Origin of the sequence: Lysobacter lycopersici (assembly GCF_007556775.1) — a bacterium.
Classification (GTDB): domain Bacteria; phylum Pseudomonadota; class Gammaproteobacteria; order Xanthomonadales; family Xanthomonadaceae; genus Pseudoluteimonas; species Pseudoluteimonas lycopersici.
The window spans coordinates 1,112,665-1,137,591 of the sequence record NZ_CP041742.1; the positions used below are offsets into that span (position 1 = coordinate 1,112,665).

At 65.8% G+C, this 24,927-nt stretch carries 20 protein-coding genes, 3 tRNA genes and 1 pseudogene; 11 read left to right on the plus strand and 13 right to left on the minus strand.

Annotation, left to right across the window (positions count from 1 at the left end; all coding sequences use genetic code 11):
* The first annotated feature begins 91 nt into the window (after positions 1 to 91).
* The 7 genes and pseudogenes from FNZ56_RS05615 (at position 92) to dxs (ending at position 8,028) form a co-directional block, all read left to right on the plus strand.
* Positions 92 to 964 carry a L,D-transpeptidase family protein gene (locus FNZ56_RS05615; RefSeq protein ID WP_407070510.1) on the plus strand — a complete coding sequence of 291 codons (873 nt, stop codon included), beginning with the start codon at positions 92 to 94 and terminating at the stop codon, positions 962 to 964.
* Positions 965 to 995: 31 nt separating this feature from the next.
* Positions 996 to 1,688: a M23 family metallopeptidase gene (locus FNZ56_RS05620; protein ID WP_143878898.1), complete on the plus strand. Its 693-nt coding sequence runs from the start codon at positions 996 to 998 to the stop codon at positions 1,686 to 1,688.
* 45 nt (positions 1,689 to 1,733) lie between these two features.
* A complete protein-coding gene (locus tag FNZ56_RS05625; protein WP_143878899.1) occupies positions 1,734 to 2,210 on the plus strand; it encodes an LEA type 2 family protein in 477 nt (158 codons plus the stop codon).
* A gap of 61 nt (positions 2,211 to 2,271) precedes the next feature.
* Complete coding sequence (locus FNZ56_RS05630) at positions 2,272 to 4,062, plus strand: acyl-CoA dehydrogenase C-terminal domain-containing protein (RefSeq protein ID WP_143878900.1); 1,791 nt, start codon at positions 2,272 to 2,274, stop codon at positions 4,060 to 4,062.
* 48 nt (positions 4,063 to 4,110) lie between these two features.
* Positions 4,111 to 4,764: pseudogene (locus tag FNZ56_RS05635) on the plus strand (HNH endonuclease); the annotation flags it as partial.
* A gap of 237 nt (positions 4,765 to 5,001) precedes the next feature.
* The gene (locus FNZ56_RS05640; protein ID WP_143878901.1) at positions 5,002 to 6,063 is read left to right on the plus strand and encodes a hypothetical protein; all 1,062 of its coding nucleotides are present in this window, start codon (positions 5,002 to 5,004) and stop codon (positions 6,061 to 6,063) included.
* 39 nt (positions 6,064 to 6,102) lie between these two features.
* Positions 6,103 to 8,028 (plus strand): 1-deoxy-D-xylulose-5-phosphate synthase, encoded by a 1,926-nt coding sequence (dxs, locus tag FNZ56_RS05645; RefSeq protein ID WP_143878902.1) that lies wholly within the window; start codon positions 6,103 to 6,105, stop codon positions 8,026 to 8,028.
* A 69-nt stretch (positions 8,029 to 8,097) separates the two neighbouring features.
* Here the strand turns inward: dxs and FNZ56_RS05650 are convergent.
* The 9 genes from FNZ56_RS05650 to thrS form a co-directional block, all read right to left on the minus strand.
* Positions 8,098 to 8,174: transfer RNA gene (locus FNZ56_RS05650), tRNA-Pro, on the minus strand.
* Between the two features lie 44 nt (positions 8,175 to 8,218).
* Complete coding sequence (locus FNZ56_RS05655; protein ID WP_143878903.1) at positions 8,219 to 8,575, minus strand: MerR family transcriptional regulator; 357 nt, start codon at positions 8,573 to 8,575, stop codon at positions 8,219 to 8,221.
* Positions 8,568 to 8,870 (minus strand): integration host factor subunit alpha, encoded by a 303-nt coding sequence (locus FNZ56_RS05660; RefSeq protein WP_143878904.1) that lies wholly within the window; start codon positions 8,868 to 8,870, stop codon positions 8,568 to 8,570. The genes FNZ56_RS05655 and FNZ56_RS05660 overlap by 8 nt, the downstream gene beginning before the upstream one ends.
* A gap of 18 nt (positions 8,871 to 8,888) precedes the next feature.
* On the minus strand, positions 8,889 to 11,258 hold the full coding sequence (gene pheT, locus FNZ56_RS05665) for a phenylalanine--tRNA ligase subunit beta (RefSeq protein WP_143878905.1): 2,370 nt from the start codon (positions 11,256 to 11,258) through the stop codon (positions 8,889 to 8,891).
* Entirely contained in the window at positions 11,255 to 12,265 is a 1,011-nt protein-coding gene (gene pheS / locus FNZ56_RS05670) for a phenylalanine--tRNA ligase subunit alpha (RefSeq protein WP_143878906.1), read from the minus strand. The genes pheT and pheS overlap by 4 nt, the downstream gene beginning before the upstream one ends.
* 143 nt (positions 12,266 to 12,408) lie before the next feature.
* On the minus strand, positions 12,409 to 12,768 hold the full coding sequence (gene rplT, locus FNZ56_RS05675; protein WP_143878907.1) for a 50S ribosomal protein L20: 360 nt from the start codon (positions 12,766 to 12,768) through the stop codon (positions 12,409 to 12,411).
* An 11-nt stretch (positions 12,769 to 12,779) separates the two neighbouring features.
* Complete coding sequence (gene rpmI / locus FNZ56_RS05680) at positions 12,780 to 12,977, minus strand: 50S ribosomal protein L35 (RefSeq protein ID WP_027083463.1); 198 nt, start codon at positions 12,975 to 12,977, stop codon at positions 12,780 to 12,782.
* A 314-nt stretch (positions 12,978 to 13,291) separates the two neighbouring features.
* Positions 13,292 to 13,813 (minus strand): translation initiation factor IF-3, encoded by a 522-nt coding sequence (infC, locus tag FNZ56_RS05685; protein ID WP_246064776.1) that lies wholly within the window; start codon positions 13,811 to 13,813, stop codon positions 13,292 to 13,294.
* Between the two features lie 100 nt (positions 13,814 to 13,913).
* Complete coding sequence (thrS, locus tag FNZ56_RS05690; RefSeq protein ID WP_143878908.1) at positions 13,914 to 15,812, minus strand: threonine--tRNA ligase; 1,899 nt, start codon at positions 15,810 to 15,812, stop codon at positions 13,914 to 13,916.
* Between the two features lie 252 nt (positions 15,813 to 16,064).
* Here thrS and FNZ56_RS05695 point away from each other — a divergent pair, with 252 nt between their 5' ends.
* Both FNZ56_RS05695 and FNZ56_RS05700 read left to right on the plus strand, forming a co-directional pair.
* Positions 16,065 to 16,997, plus strand: a complete 933-nt coding sequence (locus FNZ56_RS05695; protein WP_143878909.1) for an aminotransferase class IV — start codon at positions 16,065 to 16,067, stop codon at positions 16,995 to 16,997.
* Entirely contained in the window at positions 16,994 to 17,722 is a 729-nt protein-coding gene (locus FNZ56_RS05700; protein ID WP_143878910.1) for a sulfotransferase-like domain-containing protein, read from the plus strand. The genes FNZ56_RS05695 and FNZ56_RS05700 overlap by 4 nt, the downstream gene beginning before the upstream one ends.
* A 91-nt stretch (positions 17,723 to 17,813) precedes the next feature.
* Here the strand turns inward: FNZ56_RS05700 and FNZ56_RS05705 are convergent.
* A tRNA-Val gene (locus FNZ56_RS05705) sits at positions 17,814 to 17,888 on the minus strand.
* 58 nt (positions 17,889 to 17,946) lie between these two features.
* The gene (gene uvrB / locus FNZ56_RS05710) at positions 17,947 to 19,986 is read right to left on the minus strand and encodes an excinuclease ABC subunit UvrB (RefSeq protein WP_143878911.1); all 2,040 of its coding nucleotides are present in this window, start codon (positions 19,984 to 19,986) and stop codon (positions 17,947 to 17,949) included.
* Positions 19,987 to 20,121: 135 nt separating this feature from the next.
* Between uvrB and FNZ56_RS05715 the strand changes: the two genes are divergently transcribed.
* Both FNZ56_RS05715 and FNZ56_RS05720 read left to right on the plus strand, forming a co-directional pair.
* Positions 20,122 to 20,667 (plus strand): GspH/FimT family pseudopilin, encoded by a 546-nt coding sequence (locus FNZ56_RS05715; RefSeq protein WP_185970805.1) that lies wholly within the window; start codon positions 20,122 to 20,124, stop codon positions 20,665 to 20,667.
* Between the two features lie 48 nt (positions 20,668 to 20,715).
* Positions 20,716 to 20,792, plus strand: a tRNA-Asn gene (locus FNZ56_RS05720).
* 81 nt (positions 20,793 to 20,873) lie between these two features.
* On the opposite strand, the gene FNZ56_RS05725 is transcribed toward FNZ56_RS05720, so the two are convergent.
* Together FNZ56_RS05725 and FNZ56_RS05730 are read right to left on the minus strand one after the other, a co-directional pair.
* On the minus strand, positions 20,874 to 21,293 hold the full coding sequence (locus FNZ56_RS05725) for a type IV pilin protein (protein WP_143878913.1): 420 nt from the start codon (positions 21,291 to 21,293) through the stop codon (positions 20,874 to 20,876).
* Between the two features lie 14 nt (positions 21,294 to 21,307).
* Positions 21,308 to 24,922 (minus strand): pilus assembly protein, encoded by a 3,615-nt coding sequence (locus FNZ56_RS05730; protein ID WP_185970806.1) that lies wholly within the window; start codon positions 24,920 to 24,922, stop codon positions 21,308 to 21,310.
* Positions 24,923 to 24,927: the final 5 nt, after the last annotated feature.

Here is a 24,927-nt window from a genome sequence, read left to right on the forward strand (position 1 = left end):
GCCGCCTGCGGCATCCGTAGCCGCCACCACCGCGAACGCCACGACGACTGCCGCCGGGCCCTCGCTCGCCTCTTCCGTCGAACCGGTCGATGTGGCTGCGGCTGCAGCCGATGCGAACGTGGCGAAGGACGGCCCGCTGCGCGCCCAAGTGCTACTTGATCGCGCGCATTTCTCGCCCGGCGAGATCGATGGGGAAACCGGCAGCAACCAGGCTCGCGCAGTCACGGCGTACCAGAAGGCGCACGGCCTACCGGCCACCGGCAAGCTCGATGCGGCGACGTGGACGGAACTCGATGCCGATGTCGCGCCGATCCTGATCGACTACACCCTCACGCAGAGCGATATCGATGGCCCATATGCGCCGATCCCGTCGGACACCATGGCGAAATCGCAGCTCGATGCACTGCCTTATTCGTCGCTTGGGGAAATGCTGGGCGAGAAATTCCACAGCAGCCCGGCGCTGATCCGCAAGCTCAATCCCGACGCCGATTTCAATGGCGCTGGCACCACGATCGCCGTGCCGAACGTGGAAGCCGCGCAGGAATTGCCGACGCCTGCGGAAATCGTGGTAGTGAAATCGCTGTCGGCGCTGCAACTGGTCGATGGCGACGGCAAGGTGCTGGCGCAATTCCCGGTCACCTCCGGCAGCGCGCAATTCCCGTTGCCGATCGGCGAATGGACGATCAACGGCGTTGCGCGGAATCCGGTCTGGCACTTCGATCCGAAGCTGATCACCGGCACCAAGGCGACCGACAAGCCGGCGATCATCGCCGCGGGACCGAACAACCCGGTCGGGGTGGCTTGGATCGACCTGTCGAAGGAGCACTACGGGATCCATGGCACGCCGGAGCCTTCCAGGATCGGCAAGACCGAATCCAACGGCTGCATCCGCATGACCAACTGGGGCGTCGCCGCGGTGGCCAAGATAGTTAAGCCCGGCATGACCGCTTCGTTGCGCGAATGAGGCGGATGCCGATCAACAAGGGAACCTGACGATGCTTCGGATCCTGCTCGTATTCCTCGCCGGCCTGCTGGTCGGGGCCAACCTCGTCTACTTCGCCACGCACCGCGGCAACCCGCCTGCACAAGCGGCCTCCGCGCCGGCACGGACCCCGACCGCGCCTGCGAGTTCGACAACCGCAACAACGACCGCGCCTCCGGCGACGACGCCCACGACGCCCGCGGCGTCCGCGGCAAACGCAGAGATATCCATCGAGGCCATCCCTTCCATCGCCACGCAGGAGATCGGCCCGACCGGACTCCTGCTTCCGGTCGCGGGCGTGCACGCCGAACAACTCGTCGACACCTACACCGACGCGCGCAGCGAAGGCCGCGTGCACGACGCAATCGACATCATGGCCCCGCGCGGCACGCCGGTGTTCGCGGCAAACGATGGCACGGTGGAGAAGCTGTTCACCAGCAAACTCGGCGGCCTCACGATCTACGAATTCGACCCAACCTCGACCTGGGTCTACTACTACGCGCACCTCGATCGCTACGCCGACGGCCTGGCCGAAAAGCAGGTCGTGCGTCGCGGCGAGGTGATCGGCTACGTCGGTTCCAGCGGCAACGCCAGCCCGGATGCGCCGCACCTGCATTTCGAAGTCTCGCGGCTCGGGCCGGGAAAACACTGGTGGCAAGCCGCGCCGGTGGACCCGTATCCCTTGCTGGGCGGCAAACCGCACTGAAGCCGGCGCGGGTAAGATCGGATTCCCCGGATCCGGAGTCCCGAGATGTCGCTTCGCGTTTGGCTGGCCGCGTCCGCGGCCGTGTTGTTGCTCCTCGCGGGCTGCTCGTCCGGGCCGGTGCGGCGCGTGTCCGAACCCGCGGCCGGCATCCAGCAGTTGACCGTGGGGGCCGACGGCAACTGGGTGGTGGAGGTACGGATCAACAATTTCAGCAGCATCCCGATGCGCTTCGATGCGTTCGACCTGAAATTGTCGGTCGGCGGGCAGGACGCAGGTGCGCTGTCTGCGAAACCCGCGCTCGACATCGGCCCGGAATCGGCCGACGTCGTCAGCGTCCAGCTGAAGCCGCAGGCGATGGCGCGGCTGCAGATGGCGAACGCGCTGGCCTCCGGGCAAGGCATCGCCTATTCGCTGTCCGGCACGGTGCGCGCCACGCCGGAGAAGGCGAAGCAGCGCAGTTTCGACGTGAAGCGCGACAGCAGTTTGAGCCCGGTGCCAGGCATTCCCGGCGCACTCCGCTGAGTTTTCGCTCCACTTCGCGGATGCAGACTCGCGACAATACCTTCGACAACACGGATCCGAAATGAGCAGCTACAAGGCCCCGCTGGACGACATCCGCTTCGCGCTCTACGACGTGCTCGATTCCGATGCGCTGTTCGCGAAGCTCGGCTTCGGCGAGGCCACGCGCGACATCGTCGACGCGGTGCTGGAAGAAGGCGCGCGCTTCAACGAGACCGTGCTGGCGCCGCTCAACAAGGTCGGCGACGAAGTCGGTTGCAAATTCGACCCGGCCGACGGCAGCGTGGCCACGCCGCCCGGTTTCGCCGATGCCTACCGGCAATACGTCGAAGGCGGCTGGCCGGGCCTGGTGTCGCCGGCGGAACTCGGCGGGCAGGGGCTGCCGCACGCAGTGGGCGTGCCGATCAAGGAAATGATCGATGCGGCGAACCTGTCCTGGGGCAACTTTCCGCTGCTCTCGCACGGCGCCACCGAAGCGCTCGGCCATTACGGCGACGCATGGCAGAAGGATGTGTTCCTCAAACGCCTGATCAGCGGCGAATGGACCGGCACCATGTGCCTGACCGAACCGCATTGCGGCACCGACCTCGGCTTGTTGAAGACGAAGGCAGTTGCGAACGGCGACGGCACGTATTCGATCAGCGGCACCAAGATCTTCATCACCGCCGGCGAGCACGACATGGCCGGCAACATCGTGCACCTCGTTCTCGCGCGGCTGCCGGACGCGCCGGCGGGCAGCAAGGGCATCAGCATGTTCATCGTGCCGAAGTTGCGCGTGGATGCCGACGGCAACACCGGCGAACGCAACGGCGTGCGCTGCGGTTCGATCGAACACAAGATGGGCATCCATGGTTCGGCGACCTGCGTGATGAATTTCGACGCGGCGCAGGGCTGGCTGGTCGGCGAGGCGAACAAGGGCCTGGTCGCGATGTTCGTGATGATGAACACCGCGCGGCTCGCAGTCGGATTGCAGGGCCTCGGGCTCGCCGACCGCGCGCTGCAGAATTCGCTGCGCTACGCGCGCGAACGCCTGCAGATGCGATCGCTCACCGGCGCGAAGTTCCCGGAAAAACCTGCCGACCCGATCATCGTGCACCCGGACGTGCGGCGCATGCTGCTGACGCAGAAGGCGCTGGTCGAGGGCGGGCGCTTGCTCGGCTACCACGCCGCCTCGCTGGTCGATGTCGTCGGCCATGTGCAGGACGAAGGCGAGAAAGCGCAGGCCGATGCGTTGCTCGGTTTCCTCACGCCCATCGTCAAGGCCTGCCTGACCGAATGGGGCGTGGAATGCACCTACCATGCGCTGCAGTGCTTCGGCGGCCACGGCTACATCCACGAGCACGGCATGGAGCAACTCGCGCGCGATGCGCGCATCACCACGCTGTACGAAGGCACCACCGGCATCCAGGCGCTGGACCTGATGGGCCGCAAGATCATGCAGCAGCAAGGCGCCGGCCTGCGCGTGTTCCTCGGCATCATCGAGGCATTCTGCAAGGAACACGAAGCCGACGACGCGCTCGCCGAATACGTCGCCCCGCTGCGCGCGAAGGCGGCGGAATGGCAGGAGCTGACCATCGCCATCGGCCGCGGCGCGATGGCGAACGCGGACGAGGTCGGTGCCGCCGCCTACGACTACCTGTTCTATTCCGGCTACGTCGCGCTGGCCTACTGGTGGGCGCGCAGCGTCGCCGCGGCGGATGCGTCGTCGCGACCGCAGGCGTTCAAGGACGCCAAGCGCGAGACCGCACGCTTCTACTTCGCGCGCCTGCTGCCGCGCACGCTGCAGCACAAGGCGGCGATCGAATCGGGCGCTGTGTCTCTCATGGCGCTGGACGCGGCTGCGTTCGACGCCTGAGGCGCAGCTACACAAACCGTCACGAGGGGCGTATAAACTCGGGTTCCAATGGAGCCTGATAGAGCGAAGTTCCGCCTGCTGCAGGCCGGTTCCGATGCGGATCCGGCCCGGGATGCTTCCCCCCTCGCCTTCCCGAACGCCATGCCCGCGCGCCTCGACGCGGTGCGCCTGCTCTCGCTCGATGCGCATGGCCGCGTGCTCGACTGGATGAGTTGGCAGGACGCGACCTGCCTGTACGCGCGCGGTGCGGTCGCCTGGACCCTCGGCGACCCCTGCCTGACCGTGCACGGCGGCACCAGCCGCACGACCGGCGAACGCAGCCAGATGGAACTGCATCCGATCATCGCCGCGCGCGGGCATGCACGCCCGCAGGCGCTCGATCCCACGCCGGCGCTGACCAACGCCGCGCTGTTCGCGCGCGACCAGCACCTGTGCCTGTATTGCGGGCGCGAATTCCATCGCCAGCAACTCACCCGCGACCACGTGATGCCACTGTCGCAGGGTGGGCGCGACCATTGGGAAAACGTCGTCGCCGCCTGCTTCCACTGCAATTCGCGCAAGGGCGGGCGCACTCCGCAACAAGCGAGCATGCCGCTGCTCGCGGTGCCCTATCGACCGAGCTGGATCGAGCATTTGATCCTCTCGAACCGCAATATCCTCGCCGACCAGATGACGTTCCTGAAGTCGCATCTCCCGAAACGCAAAGCGCGCTTCCAGTGTTCGGCTCGGATGCCCGGCCCGTCGCAGCGCGGCGGGCGTTCGGATGCGCCATCTGCCTGACGCCGACGGCGAGCGGCATCCTCATCCTCGCCGGCCAGATGGCGTTCCTGAAGTCGCACCTTCCGAAACGCAAGTCGCGTTTCAACCGAAGCATTACGTCCATCACTGCTCGCACGCGCGGGGGTCGGCTACACTCCCTGTGATTCCGGGGGGAAACGCATGGCACACAGCATCGGCATGACCGGCATGGATCCGCAGACCAGCGCCGCCCTCACCGAGGCGCTGCTGCAGGCGACGCGCCAGCTCGGCGGGGCATGGCGCGTGGTCGACGACCAAGACGCGGACTTCGTGTTCGTCGACATGGACAGCATGTACGGCCCGATGAGCTGGATCCGCCTGCACGCCAACGGCAAGCGCGTGATCGGCGTGACTTCCGCCAGCCGCAGCCAGACCGACTTCCACCTCGCCAAACCCTTCGACGGGGAGAGCGTCGCCGCCCTGCTGCAATCCATTGCCCAAGTTCCGGCCGCGACCCCGGCTGCCGCAAGCCAACCCGCCGCGCCCGCCGAACCGCCGCCAACCGCCACGGCGACGCCCGCACCGACGCCGTCCGACTTGACGCCCGAGGAAACCGTTTCGGTCCCCGACGAGGAACAGGCTCCCGCCTCGGTCGAGGCCATCGCCGCACCATCGCCACCGCCCACCCCCGAGCCGCAGCGCGATCCGGTATTTGTCGACTGGATGGTGCCGGGCGCGCTGAGCGGCCGCGTTCGCTACCGCCGCGGCAAGGGGCCAGCGCTGCTGATCGATGCCGACGCCCGCCAGTACCACGGCCCGGCCGCGCTGAAGCCGCTGGCCGATTCGATTTCCGGCACCGTGCAGCGGCACGACTTCCTCATGGTCCCGGCCACCGACTGGCCCGCCGAAGCCAAGGCAGCCGGCGAACCCCAACCGCTGGCGCGCCTGCAGTGGTACGCCGGGCTGGTCGCCGGACACGGCATTCTGCTTGCCGGCTACGACCCGCAGGCGAAATACCGCCTCACCAAGTGGCCGCAGACCGAACGCGAATTCCCCAAGCACTTCCGCATCGCCACGGTGATGATGAAAGGACAGGCCACGCTGGCCGAAATCGCGGAAGGCAGTGGCGTTGGCATCGAGGAAGTCACCGATTTCGTGAACGCCAACCTCGCCACCGGCTATGCCGAGGCCTGGCGCGAACCGGAACCTTCGCCCGAACCGCAGAAACCCGGCGGCCTGTTCGGGCGCCTGCGCGGGCGCTGAGTCCACGCCCGCCACACGGGGCGGATTTACAATGGCGGGATGACCGATCCGACCCCGATCGATGCCGGGCGCTTCCCACGCCTGTCGTGCATCGACAGCCCCGCCGACCTGCGCAAGCTGCCCGAGTCCGAACTGCGCGCGGTCGCGGACGAACTGCGCGCCTACCTGATCGAATCCGTCGGCCAGTCCGGCGGTCACTTCGGCGCCGGGCTCGGCGTGGTCGAGCTCACCACGGTGCTGCATTACCTGTTCGACACGCCGGACGACCGCATCGTCTGGGACGTCGGCCACCAGGCCTATCCGCACAAGATCCTCACCGGCCGCCGCGACCGCATCCGCAGCGTCAAGCAGGCCGGCGGCGTTGCGCCGTTCCCCAAGCGCGAGGAAAGCGAATACGACACCTTCGGCGTCGGCCATTCGTCCACGTCGATTTCGGCCGCGCTCGGCATGGCGATCGCGAACGCACGAGCGGGAAATGATCGGAAAGTCGTTGCGGTGATCGGCGACGGCGCGATGACCGCAGGCATGGCGTACGAAGCGCTCGGCCACGCCGGCGGCATGGACGAAGAACCCGATCTGCTCGTCATCCTCAACGACAACCGCATGTCGATCAGCGAGGCGGTCGGCGGCCTCACCCGCATGCTCGGTCGCATGACCGGCAGCAAGACGCTGAACGCGATCCGCGAGGGCGGCAAGAAGATCCTCGGCGACAAGCGCAGCAGCGGCCCCGCGCGCTTCGTGCGCCGCTGGGAGGAGCACTGGAAGGGCATGTTCGTGCCCTCCACGCTGTTCGAGGAAATGGGCTTCCACTACACCGGTCCCATCGACGGCCACGACGTCGATGCGCTGGTGAAGACGCTGAAGATGCTCAAGACCCTCAAGGGCCCGCAGCTGCTGCACGTCATCACCACCAAGGGCAAGGGCTACGAACTCGCCGAAGGCGACCAGATCGGCTACCACGCGGTGTCGCCGTTCGATCCGGAAAAAGGCGTGGTGTCGAAGCCGGGTGCGAAGAAACCCACGTACACCGACGTGTTCGGCGATTGGCTGTGCGACATGGCGGCGGCCGATCCGAAACTGCTCGCCATCACCCCGGCGATGCGCGAAGGCTCGGGACTGGTGCGCTACAGCAAGGAATACCCGGATCGTTACTACGACGTGGCCATCGCCGAACAACACGCGGTCACGCTCGCCGCCGGCATGGCCTGCGAAGGCGCGAAGCCGGTGGTCGCGATCTACTCGACCTTCCTGCAGCGCGGCTACGACCAATTGGTGCACGACGTCGCGATCCAGAAGCTCGACGTGCTGTTCGCCATCGACCGCGGCGGCGTGGTCGGCCCGGACGGCGCGACGCACGCGGGCAACCTCGATCTTTCCTACCTGCGCTGCGTGCCGAACATGGTCGTCATGGCCCCGGCCGACGAGAACGAATGCCGGCAGATGCTCAGCACCGGTTTCGAATACACGGGCCCGGCTGCGGTGCGTTATCCGCGCGGCAGCGGCCCCGGCGTCGCGGTGCAACCGACGCTCGACACGCTGGCGATCGGCAAGGCGGAACTGCGCAGGCGCGGATCGCGCATCGCGCTGCTCGCCTTCGGCGCCATCGTTCCGGCTGCGGAAAAAGTCGGCGAGGAACTCGGTCTCACCGTCGTGAACATGCGTTTCGTGAAACCGCTGGATCGCGCGCTGGTCCTCGAACTGGCGAAGTCGCACGAAGGTTTCGTCACGCTGGAAGACAACGTCGTCGCCGGCGGCGCGGGTTCCGGCGTCGCCGAACTGCTCGCCAGCGAGAACATCCAGTTGTCGATCCTGCACCTCGGCCTGCCGGATGCATTCCAGCACCACGCCAGCCGCGAACAACTGCTGGCCGAAGCCGGACTGGATGCAGCGGGCATTCGCGATACGGTGTTGAAGCGATGGCCGCAAATCGCACAATCTCCGACTGCACGCAGCGCCGCGGGCTGACATCGGCGCCCGAAAAGGAAAAGCCCGCGCGAGGCGGGCTTTTCGTATCGATCACCGAGTTTCCAGAGTTGGTCGGGGTAGCCGGATTTGAACCGACGACCACTTGTCCCCCAGACAAGTGCGCTACCAGGCTGCGCTATACCCCGTCCGGAAGACTCGGGTCCGGGAAATTATACCCGGCCGGCGCCGTTCAGCGTTTCAGCAGTTGCAGCACTTCCTCCAGCTCCATCCGCACCTGCTTGACGATCTGCGTGGACATCGCCGCTTCCTGCTTCGCGCCCTCGCCTTCCAGCCGCAGGCGCGCGCCGCCGATGGTATAGCCCTGCTCGTACAGCAGGCCACGGATCTGGCGCACCATCAGCACGTCGTGGCGCTGGTAGTAGCGGCGGTTGCCGCGGCGCTTGACCGGCTTCAGCGAAGGGAATTCGGTTTCCCAGTAGCGCAGCACGTGCGGCTTGACGTCGCACAGCTCGCTGACCTCGCCGATGGTGAAGTAGCGCTTGGCCGGGATCGGCGGCAGTTCGCGGTTGCTGCCCGGATCAAACATGGGCGGCTCCGGTGAACGCCTCGACGCGTTCCTTCAGCTTCTGGCCCGGGCGGAAGGTGACCACGGTGCGCGCGGAAATCGGGATTTCCTCGCCGGTCTTGGGGTTGCGGCCCGGACGCTGGTTCTTGCGGCGCAGGTCGAAGTTGCCGAAGCCCGACAGCTTCACCTGCCGGCCGGCTTCCAGCGCCTCGCGCAGCACGTCGAAGAACGCATCGACGAACTCCTTGGCCTCGCGCTTGTTCAGGCCCACGTCCGCATAGAGACGTTCCGCCATTTCCGCTTTGGTCAATGCCACCTGCGTTCCCCCTGAACGTCAGCCCCGGATGACCGCGCCGTGTTCCCTCTGCAGCGCGGCCACAACCTCGGCCACGACCGCTTCCACTTCGCGGTCGGTCAGGGTGCGGGAATCTTCCTGCAATATCAAGCCCATAGCGAGGCTTTTGAAGCCGGGTTCGACCCCCCTGCCCGCATAGCGATCGAACAGCCGAAGCTGCCTCAAAACCGCGCCCGCGGCGCGGCGCACGGTCGCTTCCATGGCCGCCCACGGCACGTCGTCGGCGACGACGAACGCGAGGTCCCGGCGGACGGACGGGAAGCGGGACAGCGCAATGGCGACGGGAATGCTGCGCACCAGCAAGGATTCGAGGTCGAGTTCGAACGCGACGACCTCCATGTCCAGTCCCAAGGTCTGCTGCAGGCGCGGATGCAGTTGCCCGATCCAGCCCAGGGAACGACCGTCGCGCAGCACTTCCGCCGAACGCCCCGGATGTCCCCAGGACGGTGCAGCCTGACGGTATTCCAGCGTCGCATTCGACAAGGCCGCGAGGCTGTCGAGGTCGCCCTTGAGATCGTGGAAATCGACTACGCGCGACTTCTCGCCCCACTGTTCGCCGCGCGCAGAACCGCAGGCGACCGCGGCAATGCGCGACGTTTCGATCGGCGCCTCGCTTGCATTCATGGCGAATACCTTGCCGAGCTCGAACAGGCGCACGCGCGGCTGTTGGCGCGCGGCGTTGCGCGCAAGCGCGGCGACCAGCCCCGGCAGCAACGAGGAGCGCATGACGCCGAGGTCGGCGCTGAGCGGGTTCGCCAGCGGCACGCCCCCGCCCGCCTGCCATTGCGCGAGCGATTCGGCATCGACGAAGGCGAAGTTCACGGCTTCGAGGTAATCGCGCGCGACCAGTTGCCGGCGCGCATCGCCGTCGCCGACGCGTTCCTCGCTCGGCGCCTGCAGGCGCGCGCCGGAACCCGGCAAGGTAGCCGGGATCGCGTCGTAGCCGTGGATGCGCGCGACTTCCTCGACCAGGTCTTCCTCGATCGCGAGGTCGAAGCGCCGTGCCGGCGCCGCCACGTTCCAGCCCTCTCCATTCGCCTCGACGGAAAGTCCGAGCGCAGTGAGGATGCGCACGACTTCGGCATCGTCCACGCGCACGCCGAGCACGCGCGCGAGGCGTGCGCGGCGCAGCAGGATCGATTGCGGTTTCGGCAGATGCTCGGGCAACACCGCTTCGACCACCGGGCCGGGCGCGCCGCCGGCGATCTCCACGATCAGGCGCGTGGCGTGTTCGACCGCAATGCGCGGCAATTCCGGATCCACGCCGCGCTCGAAACGATGTGCGGCATCGGTGTGCAGGCCGAACCTGCGGCCGCGGCCGATGATCGCCGAGGGCGCGAAATGCGCGGCTTCGAGGAAGACGTTGCGCGTGCCCGCGCCGACCTTGGTGTCTTCGCCGCCCATGATCCCGGCGAGGCCGACAGCGCGACCTGCGTCGGCGATGACGAGGAACTGCGGATCGAGTTCGACGGTATCGCCGTTGAGCAGCTTCAGCGTTTCGCCAGCACGCGCGACGCGCACCGACACCGGGCCCTTGAGCAGGTCGCGGTCGTAGGCGTGCATCGGCTGGCCGAGTTCCAGCATCACGTACTGGGTGACATCGACGAGGAAACTCACCGGGCGCACGCCGCTGCGGCGCAGGCGTTCGGCCATCCACACCGGCGTCGTAACCTTCGCGTCGACGCCTTCGATCACGCGACCGACAAAGCGCGGTGCGTCCGCGCCGGCGTGCAGTTCGATCGGCAGCGTCGCGTCGTTCAGCGCCGGCATCGGCGCCGCATCGAACGCGGTCACATGCGAAGCGCAAGCCGCGGCGACATCGAAGGCGATGCCGCGCACGCTGAAGCAGTCCGCGCGGTTCGGCGTGAGTTTCAGCTCGAAGCTTGCGTCCGGCAGGCCGAGATAATCGGCGAGCGGCGTGCCGACCGGCGCGTCGGACGGCAGTTCGAGCAGGCCGGAGGCATCGGCATCGAGGCCGAGCTCTTTCGCCGAACACAACATGCCGTTCGATTCCACGCCGCGCAGCTTAGCCGCCTTGATCGTGATGTCGCCGATCTTCGTGCCGATGGTGGCCAACGGTGCGACCAGGCCCGGACGCGCGTTCGGCGCGCCGCAGACGATCTGCAGCATTGTGCCGTTGCCGGCATCGACCTGGCAGACCTGCAGCTTGTCGGCTTCCGGGTGCTTCGCGCATTCGACGATGCGCGCGACCACCACGCCGGCCAGCGATTCGCCCAGCGCTTCGACGCCTTCGACCTCGAGGCCGATCGCGGTCAGCGTCGCCGCCAGTTCGTCGCGCGTCGCGTTGGTCGGCACGTGGCTGCGCAGCCAGTTCTCGGAGAACTTCATGCGAACTGCTCCAGGAACCGGACATCGTTTTCGAAGAACGCACGCAGGTCGTTCACGCCGTAGCGCAGCATCGCGAAGCGCTCGACGCCGAGGCCGAAGGCGAAGCCGGTGTAACGCTCCGGATCGATGCCAACGTTGCGCAACACGTTCGGGTGGACCATGCCGCAGCCCAGCACTTCCAGCCAGCGCGCGGACCCGTCCGGTTGCTGCCAGGCGATGTCGACTTCCGCGCCCGGTTCGACGAAGGGGAAGTAGCTGGGGCGGAAGCGCATCTCGAAATCGCGCTCGAAGAACGCGCGCACGAATTCCGCCAGCGTGCCCTTGAGGTCGGCGAAGGTCGAATGCTCGTCGACCAGCAGGCCTTCGACCTGGTGGAACATCGGTGAATGGGTCTGGTCGCTGTCGCTGCGATAGACCTTGCCCGCGGCGATCATGCGCAGCGGCCCGCTTTTGCCCGACGCGACATGGTCGTGCATGTAGCGCACCTGCACGCCGGAGGTGTGCGTGCGCAGCAGGCGACCGTCGTCGAAGTAGAACGTATCGTGCATCGCCCGCGCGGGGTGGTGCGGCGGGAAGTTCAGCGCCTCGAAATTGTGCCAGTCGTCCTCGATCTCCGGACCGTCGGCGAGTTCGTAGCCGAGCCGGCCGAAGATGTCGGCGATGCGTTCGAGCGTGCGCGAAATCGGATGGATGCCGCCGCGACCCGGATCCCGGCCCGGCAGGCTGACGTCGATGCCTTCGACCGCGAGGCGCGCATCGAGCGCGGCGGAATCGAGTTCGGCCTTGCGCGCGGACAGCGATTCGGAAATCGCATCGCGGGCGCGATTGATCGCCTCGCCCGCGGCCTTGCGTTGCTCGGCCGGCAATGCACCCAGCGCCTTCAGCTGCGCGGTGATGTTGCCGCTCTTGCCGAGCAGCGCGACGCGCAGTGCCTCAAGCGCGTCGGGCGTGGACGCCGCGGCGATGTCGGCCAGAGCTTGCTTCGACAGGGATTCGATTTCGCTCATTCCCGATCCACCCTCATCCGCCTTCGGCACCTTCTCCCGCCAGCGGGAGAAGGGAAATACAAAAACAATGGGGAAGGACTCGCGCCCTTCCCCACGTCGTGGCGGCCGTGGCCGCCGGATACCTCATCGTGTGGAGCAGCGGCTCAAGCCGCCAGCGCGCCCTTCGCCTTTTCGACCAGGGCGGCAAAACCCGCCGCATCGTGCACGGCGATGTCCGCCAGCACCTTGCGGTCGAGGGTGATGCCGGCCTTGAGCAGGCCGTTCATGAAGCGGCTGTAGCTCATGCCGTTGGCGCGCGCGCCGGCGTTGATGCGCGCGATCCACAGCGAGCGGAACTGGCGCTTCTTCAGCTTGCGGCCGATGTAGGCGTACTGCTGCGCCTTGGTGACCGCCTGCTTGGCGACGCGGAAGACCTTGCGGCGGGCGTTGTAGTAACCCTTCGCGGCCTTGAGGACTTTCTTGTGGCGCCGACGCGCCTGTACACCACGTTTGACTCGTGCCATGTCTTATCTCCTCACAAGTACGGAAGCATGCGGTCCAGGCGGCCCGCGTCCTCGGCACGAACGTGGTTCGTCTGCCGCAGGTTGCGCTTCCGCTTGGTCGCCTTCTTGGTGAGGATGTGGCTCTTGTTGGCGTGGCCGCACTTGTACTTGCCGGAAGCGGTCTTCCGGAAGCGCTTGGCCGCCGCCCGATTGGTCTTGATCTTGGGCATTGGGAATCCTTGCGAAATCTCGAACTGGTCCAGGCGCCGTTTCCGGGCTCTCCGTCCTGCCTGACCGGTGGGTAAGCCCTTGATTCCAGGGGAATCCGGGCGGGTCCATGGGTACCGCTCACAAGCAACCCGGCGAACCGGGCCGGGCATTATGCCGGGTGCCGGAAGTTCTCGCAAATCAATCGATTAAAGCCCCTCTCCCTGCGGGAAAGGAGTTGGGGTGAGGGTTCGACCAGGTCCGGGAATCCACAACCTTCCGAACCCTCATCCGGCCCTTCGGGCCACCTTCTCCCGCAAGGGGAGAAGGAAAAGCCTCAGCGCTTCTTGGGCGCGATCATCATCACCATCTGCCGGCCTTCGAGGCGCGGGCGGGACTCGATCACGATCTCCTCACCGAGGTCGGCCTCGATCCGCGCGGCCATCTCGCGGCCGAGCTCCTGGTGGCTCATCTCGCGACCGCGGAAGCGGATGTTGACCTTGACCTTGTCGCCTTCCTCGAGGAAACGGCGCATGTTGCGCAGCTTGATCTGGTAGTCGCCCTCGTCGGTGACCGGCCGGAACTTGAGTTCCTTGATCTCCTGCTGCTTGGTCTTCTTCTTGGCCTCGTTGGCCTTCTTCTGCTGTTCGAACTTGAACTTGCCGAAGTCCATGATCTTGCAGACCGGCGGGTCCGCGTTCGGCTGGATTTCGACCAGGTCGAGGCCTTCTTCCTCGGCCATGGCGAGCGCTTCGTCGCGCGAGAGCACGCCCACCATCTCGCCGTCGCTGCCGATCACGCGCACGCGCGGCACGCGGATCTCGAGGTTACGGCGGTTCTGCTTTTCCGGTGTACTGATGTTGCGATCTCCAAGGGATGGCTTCGTCGAAGCCGAATGGCGCCCGATTCCGGAATCGGGCGCCGGTTGCGGAACAGCCGGCCTCGGCCGGCCCCGCTTGTTACATGGACTCCTGCTGCAAACGCAAGGCGAAGTCGGCGACGGACATGGTACCGAGGTCTTCCCCACCCCGCGTGCGCACGGCGACCGAGCCGTGTTCCTTCTCGCGGTCCCCCACCACCAGAAGGTACGGCACGCGCTGCAGCGTGTGCTCGCGGATCTTATAGCCGATCTTCTCGTTGCGCAAATCGGCATCGACCCGGAAGCCTTGATTTGCAAGGGTTTTCCGAACTTCCCCGACCCAATCGGCCTGGGCGTCGGTGATGTTCATGACCACGGCCTGGACCGGGGCCAGCCAGGCCGGGAACTGGCCGGCATGGTGTTCGATCAGGATGCCGATGAAGCGCTCCATGGAGCCGACGATGGCCCGGTGCAGCATGACCGGGGTCCGGCGCTGGCTGTGCTCGTCCACGTACTCGGCGCCGAGGCGGCCGGGCATCATGAAATCGACCTGCATCGTGCCCAGTTGCCAGGTGCGGCCGATGGCGTCCTTCAGGTGGTACTCGATCTTGGGGCCATAGAAGGCGCCCTCGCCCGGCAGTTCCTCCCACTCCACCCCGGCCGAGCGCAGGGCGTTGCGCAGGGCGTCCTCGGCCTTGTCCCAGGTGGCGTCGTCGCCGAGGCGGGGCTCGGGCCGCAGCGCGATCTTGATCTGGATGTCCGAGAAGCCGAAGTCCGAATAGACCTTCAGCGCCTGGGCGTGGAAATCGCGGACCTCGGATTCGATCTGGTCCTCGGTGCAGAAGATGTGGCCGTCGTCCTGGGTGAAGCCGCGCACGCGCAGGATGCCGTGCAGCGCGCCCGAGGGCTCGTTGCGATGGCAGGAACCGAATTCGCCGTAGCGGATCGGCAGATCGCGGTAGCTGTGCAGGCCTTGGTTGAACACCTGCACGTGGCCAGGGCAATTCATCGGCTTCACCGCGTAGGTCCGCTTCTCGGACTCGGTGAAGAACATGTTGTCCTTGTAGTTGTCCCAGTGGCCGGACTTCTTCCACAACTCGACGTCGAGGATTTGCGGGCAGCGCACTTCGCCGTAGCCGGTTTCGCGATAGACGCGGCGCATGTACTGCTCGACCACCTGCCAGATGCTCCAGCCCTTCGGGTGCCAGAACACCAGGCCCGGCGCTTCTTCCTGTAGGTGGAACAGGTCCTGCTGCTTGCCGATGCGGCGATGGTCGCGCTTCTCGGCTTCCTCCAGCATCGTGAGGTAGGCCTTGAGGTCCTTGTCGTTCAACCACGCGGTGCCGTAGATGCGGCTGAGCATCTGGTTGTTGGAATCGCCGCGCCAGTACGCGCCCGCGACCTTCATCAGCTTGAACGCGCGCAGTTTGTCGGTGCCGGGCACGTGCGGGCCGCGGCACAGGTCGGTGAATTCGCCCTGCGAATACAGCGACAATTCCTCGTTCGCCGGGATCGATTCGATAATCTCGGCCTTGTAGGCCTCGCCAATGCCGCGGAAGAACGCCACCGCATCGTCGCGCGACTTCACGCTGCGATTCACCGGCAGCGATTCCTTGACGATCTTCTGCATCTCCGCTTCGATCGCCGGCAGGTCTTCCGGGGTGAACGGGCGCTCGTAGGCGAAGTCGTAATAGAAGCCGTTGTCGATCACCGGGCCGATCGTCACCTGCGCGCCGGGGAACAGGCGCTGCACCGCCTGCGCCAGAAGATGCGCGGTGGAATGGCGGAGGATGTCCAGCGCTTCCGGCGACTTGTCGGTGACGATGGACAGCGTCGCGTCGCGGTCGATGCGATAGCTGGCATCGACCAGCCTGTCGTCGACCTTGCCGGCCAGCGTGGCCTTGGCGAGTCCCGCACCGATGGAAGCGGCGACCTCGCCCACCGTGACCGGCGCGTCGAACTGGCGGACGGAACCGTCTGGAAGGGTAATGTTGATCATTTCTTGTTGCCCGGAAAAACGAAAAGGCGCCGAGGCGCCTTCCGAATCATTCGAATGCGTCGGCGGGTTCAGCGATGGGCCTTGGTAGTGCTCATGTCGCACGCTCGACGGCGGTTTCCCGGCGTCACCCGTAGCTGCTGCAGAGGCCGGAACGTTAGGGCCGCACAGGCTGAAAGTCAACGAAAAAGCCGGCTGCAGCGAGGTCCGCGCGGCCCTAAACTCGCAGTTCCCGGAACGGCGAGTCCAGCAACGATGTCGCAAAGCATCCACGACTTCCACGACGACCCGCGCAATGCAGGGATCCGGATCTGGATCAACGGCGAACTGAAGCCGCGGGCCGAGGCAGTGGTTTCCGTTTTCGACAGCGGTTTCGTGCTCGGCGACGGCGTCTGGGAAGGCTTGCGCGTGGTCGACGGGCACCCGGCCTTCCTCGACGAACACCTCGACCGGCTGTTCGAAGGCGCCAAGGCGATCGCGCTGGACATCGGCCTCGACCGCGCCGGACTGACCCGCGCGATCCATGACACCCTCGCCGCCAACGACATGCGCGACGGCGCGCACCTGCGGCTGATGGCGACGCGCGGCCCGAAGCGCACGCCCTACCAGGATCCGCGCGCCAGCGCGGGGGCGGCGACGGTGGTGATCATCGCCGAACACAAGGTCGCGAAGCCGGAGACGCTCGCCGCCGGACTCAAGCTGTTCACCGTGCACGTGCGCCGCGGGTATCCCGACGTGCAGGATCCGAAGCTCAACAGCCACAGCAAGCTCAACTGCATCACCGCCTGCATCCAGGCCATCGAAGCCGGCGCCGACGAGGCGCTGATGCTGGATCCGCACGGTTTCGTCGCGACCTGCAATTCCACGCACTTCTTCATCGTGCGCAAGGGCGAAGTGTGGACGTCGAGCGGCGATTACTGCCTGGGCGGAATCACCCGCGCCAACGTGCTGCGGATCTGCCGCGAAAACGGCATTCCCTGCTTCGAGAAGAATTTCAGCCTGACCCAGGTTTATTCCGCCGACGAAGCCTTCACCACCGGCACTTTCGCCGGCCTCGCGCCGGTACGCTCGGTCGATGGCCGCAAGATCGGCGATGGCAGCCTGCCCGGCCCCATGACCGCGCGCCTGCAAACGCTGTACCGCGAACTCGCGAAACGCGACGTTGCGAACCGTTGGCCGACTGCATGACCCTGCGGATCGCGATGTGGTCGGGGCCGCGCAACATCTCGACCGCGATGATGCGCGCCTGGGAGAACCGCGGCGATTGCGCGGTGAGCGACGAACCGCTGTACGCGGCCTACCTCGCCGCGACCGGCCTCGACCATCCCGGCCGCGACGAAGTGATCGCCGCTGGCGAGACCGACTGGCGCCGCGTCGTCGATGCGCTGCTCGGCCCCGCACCCGGCGACGTGTCGGTCTGGTACCAGAAACACATGAGCCATCACTTGCTGCCGGGTATGGACACGGAATGGGTGTTCGGCCTGCGCAACGTGTTCCTGATCCGCAATCCGGCCGAAGTGGTGGCCTCGTACATCAAGTCGCGTGCGACGGTGGCGCCGGAGGACATCGGCCTGCTGCAGCAGGCAGCGCTGTTCCAGCAATTGCGCGGGCGGACTGGCGAAACGCCCATGGTGATCGATGCCGGCGATTTCCTGCGCGCGCCGGAGGCGCATCTGCGCGCGATCTGCGATGCGCTGGGAATCGCATTCACCCCGCGCATGCTGTCGTGGCCGCCCGGTCCGCGCGCCAGCGACGGCGTATGGGCGCCGCATTGGTACGACGCGGTGTGGGAATCGACCGGTTTCGAAGCGTGGCGTCCGCGGGAAACCGCGCTGTCCGGCGATGCGCGTGCGGTCGCGGATGCCTGCCGGCCCGCCTACGAAGCCTTGCACGCGCAACGGATCAGGATCTGACTCCGCCAAAAAAACAAAACCGCCTGGCGGCGGTTCCGTGTCTTCGCAGCGTTCGTTCCAGCACCACGCCAGCACTCTCTGGGAGCGGGCGTGGTGGGCGGTACAGGGTTCGAACCTGTGACCCCCACCATGTCAAGGTGATGCTCTACCGCTGAGCTAACCGCCCTGGAACCCCTTCGCGGGGCGCGAATTGTAGCCCAGCCCCGGGCCCGGGGCCAACCGGTTCAACCGCCGAGGCTGGCCTCGCGCAGCCGATGCAACTGGTCGCGGATCCGGGCCGCTTCCTCGAACTCGAGGTCGCGGGCGTGCTGGTACATCTTCTGTTCCAGTTCCTTGATCTTCGCCGCGGCCTGGCCCGGGTTGAGGGCGGCATAGTCCTCGCGCGGTTCCGCGACCCTGCGCGCCTTGCCGCGGCCCTTCGCTTCGGGCGCCTCGCGCGCGCCTTCCATGATGTCCAGCACCGCGCGCTGCACCGATTGCGGGGTGATGCCGTGCTCGGCGTTGTATTCGACCTGCTTCGCCCGACGGCGGTCGGTTTCGTCGATCGCCTTCTGCATGGAATTGGTGATGCGGTCCGCGTACAGGATCGCCTTGCCGCGCAGGTTGCGCGCGGCGCGACCGATGGTCTGGATCAGCGAACCGGCCGAACGCAGGAAGCCTTCCTTGTCGGCATCGAGGATCGCGACCAGCGACACTTCCGGCATGTCGAGGCCTTCGCGCAGCAGGTTGATGCCGACCAGCACGTCGAACACGCCCAGGCGCAGGTCGCGGATGATCTCGACGCGCTCGACCGTCTCCACGTCCGAATGCAGGTAGCGCACCTTCACCCCGTGCTCGCCGAGGTATTCGGTCAGGTTCTCGGCCATGCGCTTGGTCAGCGTCGTCACCAGCACGCGATCGCCCATCGCCACGCGTTCGTGGATTTCCGAAAGCAGGTCGTCCACTTGCGTCGCGACCGGGCGGATCTCGACCTGCGGATCGACCAGACCGGTCGGGCGCACCACGAGTTCGGTGACCTCGCCGCCGCTTTCGCGCAGTTCGTACGGGCCCGGCGTCGCCGACACGAAGATCGTGCGCGGCGCGCGTTCCTCCCATTCCTCGAAGCGCAATGGGCGGTTGTCCAGCGCCGACGGCAGGCGGAAGCCGAATTCCACCAGCGTTTCCTTGCGGGATCTGTCTCCCTTGTACATCGCGCCGATTTGCGGAACGGTGACGTGCGATTCGTCCACCACCAGCAGCGAATCCGCCGGCAAATAGTCGAACAGCGTCGGCGGCGGTTCGCCGGGTTGGCGGCGGGTGAGGTGGCGCGAGTAGTTCTCGATGCCGTTGCAGTAGCCGACCTCGGCCATCATCTCGAGGTCGAACTGGGTACGCTGCGCCAGCCGCTGTGCTTCCACCAGCTTGTTCTGCGCGTACAGCTGTTCCAGTCGCTCCTTGAGTTCGACCTTGATGGTCTCGACCGCGTTCAGCACGCTCTCGCGGGTGCTGGCGTAGTGCGTGCGCGGGTACACCGTGTAGCGCGGGATCTTGCGCGATACCGCGCCGGTGAGCGGGTCGAAAAGGCTGAGCTGCTCGATCTCGCCGTCGAACAGCTCGATCCGCAGCGCCTCGTCCTCGCTTTCCGCCGGATGCACGTCGATCACCTCGCCGCGCACGCGATACGTGCCGCGGCGCAATTCGCTGTCGTTGCGCGTGTACTGCAGCTGGGTCAAGTGGCGGATCAGCGCGCGCTGGTCGATGCGCTCGCCCTTGGCGAGGATCAGGCGCAGCGAGAGGTAATCCTCCGGGTCGCCGAGGCCGTAGATCGCCGACACCGTGGCCACGATCAGCGCGTCGCGCCGCGACAGCAGCGCCTTGGTCGCCGACAGCCGCATCTGCTCGATGTGCTCGTTGAGCGAGCTGTCCTTCTCGATATAGGTGTCCGAGGACGGAACGTAGGCCTCGGGCTGGTAGTAGTCGTAGTAGCTGACGAAATACTCGACCGCGTTGCGCGGGAAGAAGGCCTTGAACTCGCCGTAGAGCTGCGCGGCGAGGGTCTTGTTCGGCGCCATCACGATGACGGGCTTCTGCACCCGCTGGATCACGTTCGCGATGGTGTAGGTCTTGCCCGAACCGGTCACGCCGAGCAGGGTCTGCTTCGCCAGCCCGGCGTCGAAGCGTTCGACCAGCCGTTCGATCGCCTGCGGCTGGTCGCCGGCAGGGGAATACGGGGCGACAAGTTCGAAACGGTCGCGTTGCGGATCGGGGCGGTCGGCGTGGGGCATCGGGGGCTGCTCCTGCAATCGGCAAGTCTAGCCCGGCGGGCAATTCGGTGTTTTCCGATGCGACGAAGTGCGTTCCACCGATCCGCCATGGATCGACGCGTGGCCAGGATGGAGGCATCCACACGGGGAACGAACATGCGCCGGCAACACCTCGGATTCACCCTGATCGAAGCGACCCTGGCCCTGGCCGTGGCCGGCGTGGTGGCGGGAATCGCCATCCCTGCCGTCACCGGCACGATTTCGGCCGTGCACGCCGCCACCGCCAAGGCCGCGATGGTCGAAACCTTCAGCAAGGCGTTGACCCATTCCACCGTCACCGGCGCGGAAGTGGTGCTGTGCCCGACCTCGGGCGGCGACGCCTGCGCCGACACCATCGATTGGAGCGGCGGCTGGATCGCCTTCGCGGACCTCGACGGCAACCGCAACCGCGGACCCAATGAGACCCTGTTGCAGCAGCAGGCGGCGTTGACCAATGGCGCACACCTGCGCGGGACTTCGGGGCGCAAGCGACTGGTGTTCCAGCCCGGGGGCGGAGCCGCGGCGGGTTCCAACGTCACCTTCACGTTGTGCGACTCGCGCGGGGTCGCGAAGGCCACCACGTTGGTCCTGGCCAACAACGGTCGCTTCCGGCAAGGCAAGCCCACTGCCGATGCCGCGTGGGCCTGCATGCAGCCCCCGTAAGGGCCGGAACTTGCGCCGTTTCCGGGCCGACGGCACAATGTCGCCCCCGCCCGAATAGCTCAGCCGGTTAGAGCACTTGACTGTTAATCAGGGGGTCGTTGGTTCGAGTCCAACTTCGGGCGCCAGATCCAGATGAACGAAAAGGCCGCGATTGCTCGCGGCCTTTTCGTTTTCCGGCATTGTGTTTCGTTAAATGAAGCTGTCGCCTAGAAGCATTGCGACACGTCAGCACCGGCGCTGCCGGACACCGCTTTGGCTCCCTTCTCGTTGACGGTCATCGTGCGGCAAAGGGTGTCCTTCGCCAGTTGCCTGCCCTGCGGGGTCGCCGTCAACGTGTAGGTCGTGTCCGCGTCCGCCCCTGCGGCAACCGCAAAAGCGTAAACGCCCTTCAGATCGTTGGCGCATGCCAAGTCCTTCGGCAACTCGGCGTCCTTGTAGGTCATCTTCGTGGCGTAGTAGTGCTCCATGAACTGGGCCTCCTCCATCAGGCAGGCCGCGCCCGTGGAGCGCTTCGTTTTCACGACCTCGCGGACGTAGCTCGGATAGACGAGCGCCGCGAGGATCGCGATGATCCCGATGACGATCATCAACTCGACCAGGGTGAATCCCTTGCTTCGGGTTTGCATTGCGTCTCCCGTGTTCATTGCGCCGGAACCACTTCGCGCCAGTTGACGCGTGCCGGGGTGCCGCCAGGCTGGCCACCGAGCTCATGGCTGTCGGTATTGCCTTCGCCGCCATCCTCGCTGCTGAAGGCGCCCGTGCCCACCGTCGCAAGCACGCTGGTCACGTTCACTTCCGTCGGCATGCCGCCGTTGACGCCGATCGACCCAAGCGCACCGCCGGCGTTGCCACCGCCATCGGCGAGCGAAGCATCGTCGCCGAAATAGGCCCCCGACTCCGGACTGGTGCCGGTGTACAGATCGATCGCATTGAGGAAGCCGCTACCGACCGTGCTCTTGCAATCGCTGCCATTCGGCGGGATGACCGTGGACAAGTACATCGCCGTCCCGTAGATCGTCGGCGCGGAAATCGTCCGCTCCGGCACGGGCAGGTCGATGTACCAGCCCTGCTTGTCGGGGGGCAGCGCCGAATAATTCTCGAAACCGCGCGCTTCGGCGCCCGACTCGGTGGTACCCGAATACGGGATCGTGCGTTCCTGCAGGTCGTCGCGGCTGGTAATGGTGCTGGCCACATCCTTGATGCCGTACAGGGTCTGCGTGGTCTGCGTGGCGACGCCAGGCATGTCGCTGCTGGAGATGAAGCGCCCGGTGCCGAAACCCACGAAGATATTGCCGGAACTGTCGCGTCCGACACCGATGCCGCCGGTGATGGGCTGCGGGTTGTTTGCGTCGTCCTTGGCCTGGAACAGCTTCACGGCCGTCGCTGGCGGCGTGTTGCCGGTGAAGTCCCAGCGCCAGACGTTGCCCTTCAGGTCGCCGCCATAGACGGTATCCACCTTGTTGTCGCCATTCAGGTCGGCCATGCCCAGGGACATCAGGCCATTGCCGCTACCGGAATCCACGACGATCTTGCTCGTCGCCGCGATGCCGCCGTTCGCGTTCAGTTCGTACACGAACAGGGTCGCCGAACCGTTCGGGCTGTCGATGCCGTTGGGAACGAAGGCATAAGTCTTGCCGCCGTTGCCCTTGCGGATCAGCACGCGGCCAAGCACATAGCCCATGTCCTTTTCGGTAGTGCTGTCCTGGGTGGTGTTGTCCCACAGCACATCACCCGTATCCATGGAGCCCGGGGCAGTCACGTCCAGCGCGAACACGCCACGCCCGCCGCGGCCCAGCGCGCCCACCAGGATGTTCTTGTCGTTGCCCTGGTCGGCACGGCTGATCACGTCGATCTGCCCATCGACGAAATAACGATGGTCGTAGGCGGTGGCGCTGAGGCTGGCCATGGCCGTGTAGTCGATGCCCTTGGGCACGTAGGAGAACAGCACCTGGCCGCGGGTGGTGGTGTGGCTGCTGTCCGCGTCGATGGCATGCAGCATGCCGTCGTTGGCGCCGATATAGACCGTCTTGGTGTCTTCCTCGTATGCCGGCGAGGAATCGACGATGTCGCCGATCGGGTACGCGCGCTTGCGCAGGGTTCCGTTGGTCTGGCCGATTTCCTTGCTCTGGTCGCCGCGCAGGTAGGCGATGTTATCGGTGGCCGTGGCTTCGTCGGCCTGGCCGGTGCGCGCCGCGAAATCGCTGGCGCCGGACATGCCGCTGTTGAACAGCGCCGCCGTGCCGCCCTTCATGGTCAGTACGGTGCGGTTCTTGAAGTTGGCATTGGCCTGCCCCGTACCGAAGGTCTGGGACAGGATCCAGTCCGGCGTGGTGGAGACCCCGGTCAACCCGCTGTTGAACGGGCTCGCGATCATGTCGCCTATCCAGGAGCCGGAGGTGAAACCGGCCACGAAGGTGATCGTGCTGGTATCGGTCTTGGTGGAACTGGAGGCGATGTTGGACCCGGACGCACTGCGCGAGTCGATGGTGGACAACGCATTGATCAGGGCCGTGGCGAACTTGTCGCTGTTGTTCGCCACCACGAACTTGCCGCGGCTGTTCAGGGCGGCGTGCCAGAGATCATCGATGCGCTTGGGTCCTTCTCCGCCGGTCGTCGGGTCCTGGTTCCATGGCGAAGGCGGCGGGCTGTTCTGGTCCAGGTTGCCTTGCAGGCCGATGGACACGCCGAAGGTCACCATGTGCTGCCAGTCGGCAGGATCCGCCGAACTGGACAGGACATTGTTCGGCCAACTCGTGCCGGTCTTCAGGTCGGTGCTCCAATACTTGTAGGCCACGTCGGCCAGGGTATCGGTATAGGAATCCGGGTATTGCGGAGCATTGCCGTCGACGTCGGTGTTGGTGGACTTGTCGGCGTTGCCTACCTTGGTGTAGCCGGAGTCGTCGTTCCAATAACCGTCCGTGGTCAGGATGGCGTAGTTCTGCCGGCAGGTCAGGGTGGCCTTGGTGGAGTCCACGTACCAAGGATCATCCTTCCCGAAGTATCGTGCCGCACGCTGCAGCGCGCCCTTGAGCGGGGTGCCGTTGTTGGCGATCGTTCCCTGAAGCCTGGAATAGAAGTTGTCGCGATTCGTGCCTTCGAACAAGCCGCCGTTCGTGGCGTAGGGAATGGGATAGGCGGGCGCGCTTCCGGAGGTATTGATCGTGTTGCCGCTGGTGTTCCGGTTCCAGATGGTGTCGTAGCCCACGCGGTAGTTCTTACCCAGCCGCCCGAACGCTTCCGAGGCGCCGGCCTTGGCCATCTTGTTGCGGCTGCGGTGGTACTGGTACCAGTTGGCGAAATTCTGCAGTTCGTCCTGCTGGCTGCGATTGGTGGGCGCAGTGGCGCTGCTGGTCGGCGTCTGGTCCACCCAGGAATTCTTGGCCGTGACCTTGTAGGTGATGTTGGTCACCTTCGAATACGCATAGATCCTGAAGCTGATGCCCGTGGCGGAACCCGTATAGGTCACGCTTTCTGTATTGCTGCTTCCCGTACTCGTGTCATACGTGCCGCCGGAACAACTGCTGTTCGCATAGACCGACAAGTCGCCATCGCCGGATCCACCCGACGTGGCGATGGTGATGGAGTCGTAACCGGCGTTGGTGACGGAAATGCACGAAGACCAGCTGCTCTTGTTGATCGAGGCGATCGTCGTGGTATCGATCAAGGTCGTCGTATTTGCGGTTGCCAGCTTGACCTGGACAACGCCGCCGTTGTAGCTGTTCGACGAACTCGAGGTGGCGATCCGGTATTTGTCGTAATTGCTCGTGGTCGTTCCCGGGTTGGAAACGCCGGACTTCGGGACGTAGAAATACGACTCCTCGCTGTCGCGCAAGTCGACCTTGCTCGAGGTCGGGCTGGTGTAGCTGCTGGCCGCGTTCTTGAAGTCGGCAGCCGCAAGCCGCGCGTTCAAATCCACGCTGGACGTGCGCCACGGCAAGTACGTGGTGTGGGGATCGTAATAGAGCGTGTTGTTGACGTAGGAGCGATGGGAGACGCTGTCGTCCAGGTCCGTCGTGTCTTCGTTCTTGCCATCGGCACGCATCAGCGTGTCTTCCATCGACCCCGAATCGTCCAGGATCAACAGGATGTTCGGCGGAATGGCATTGCCGCCGGTCAGCAACGGATAGTTCGGAAACGAAGTCGTGGCGGCATGGACCGGCAAGCCGGCCAGCGCAACCAGCGCGGTGATGCCCATCACGCCCATGCGGTACCGCAGCGTGGGTTTGCGGAATGGCAATGTCTTCTTCGTTTTCATGGTGC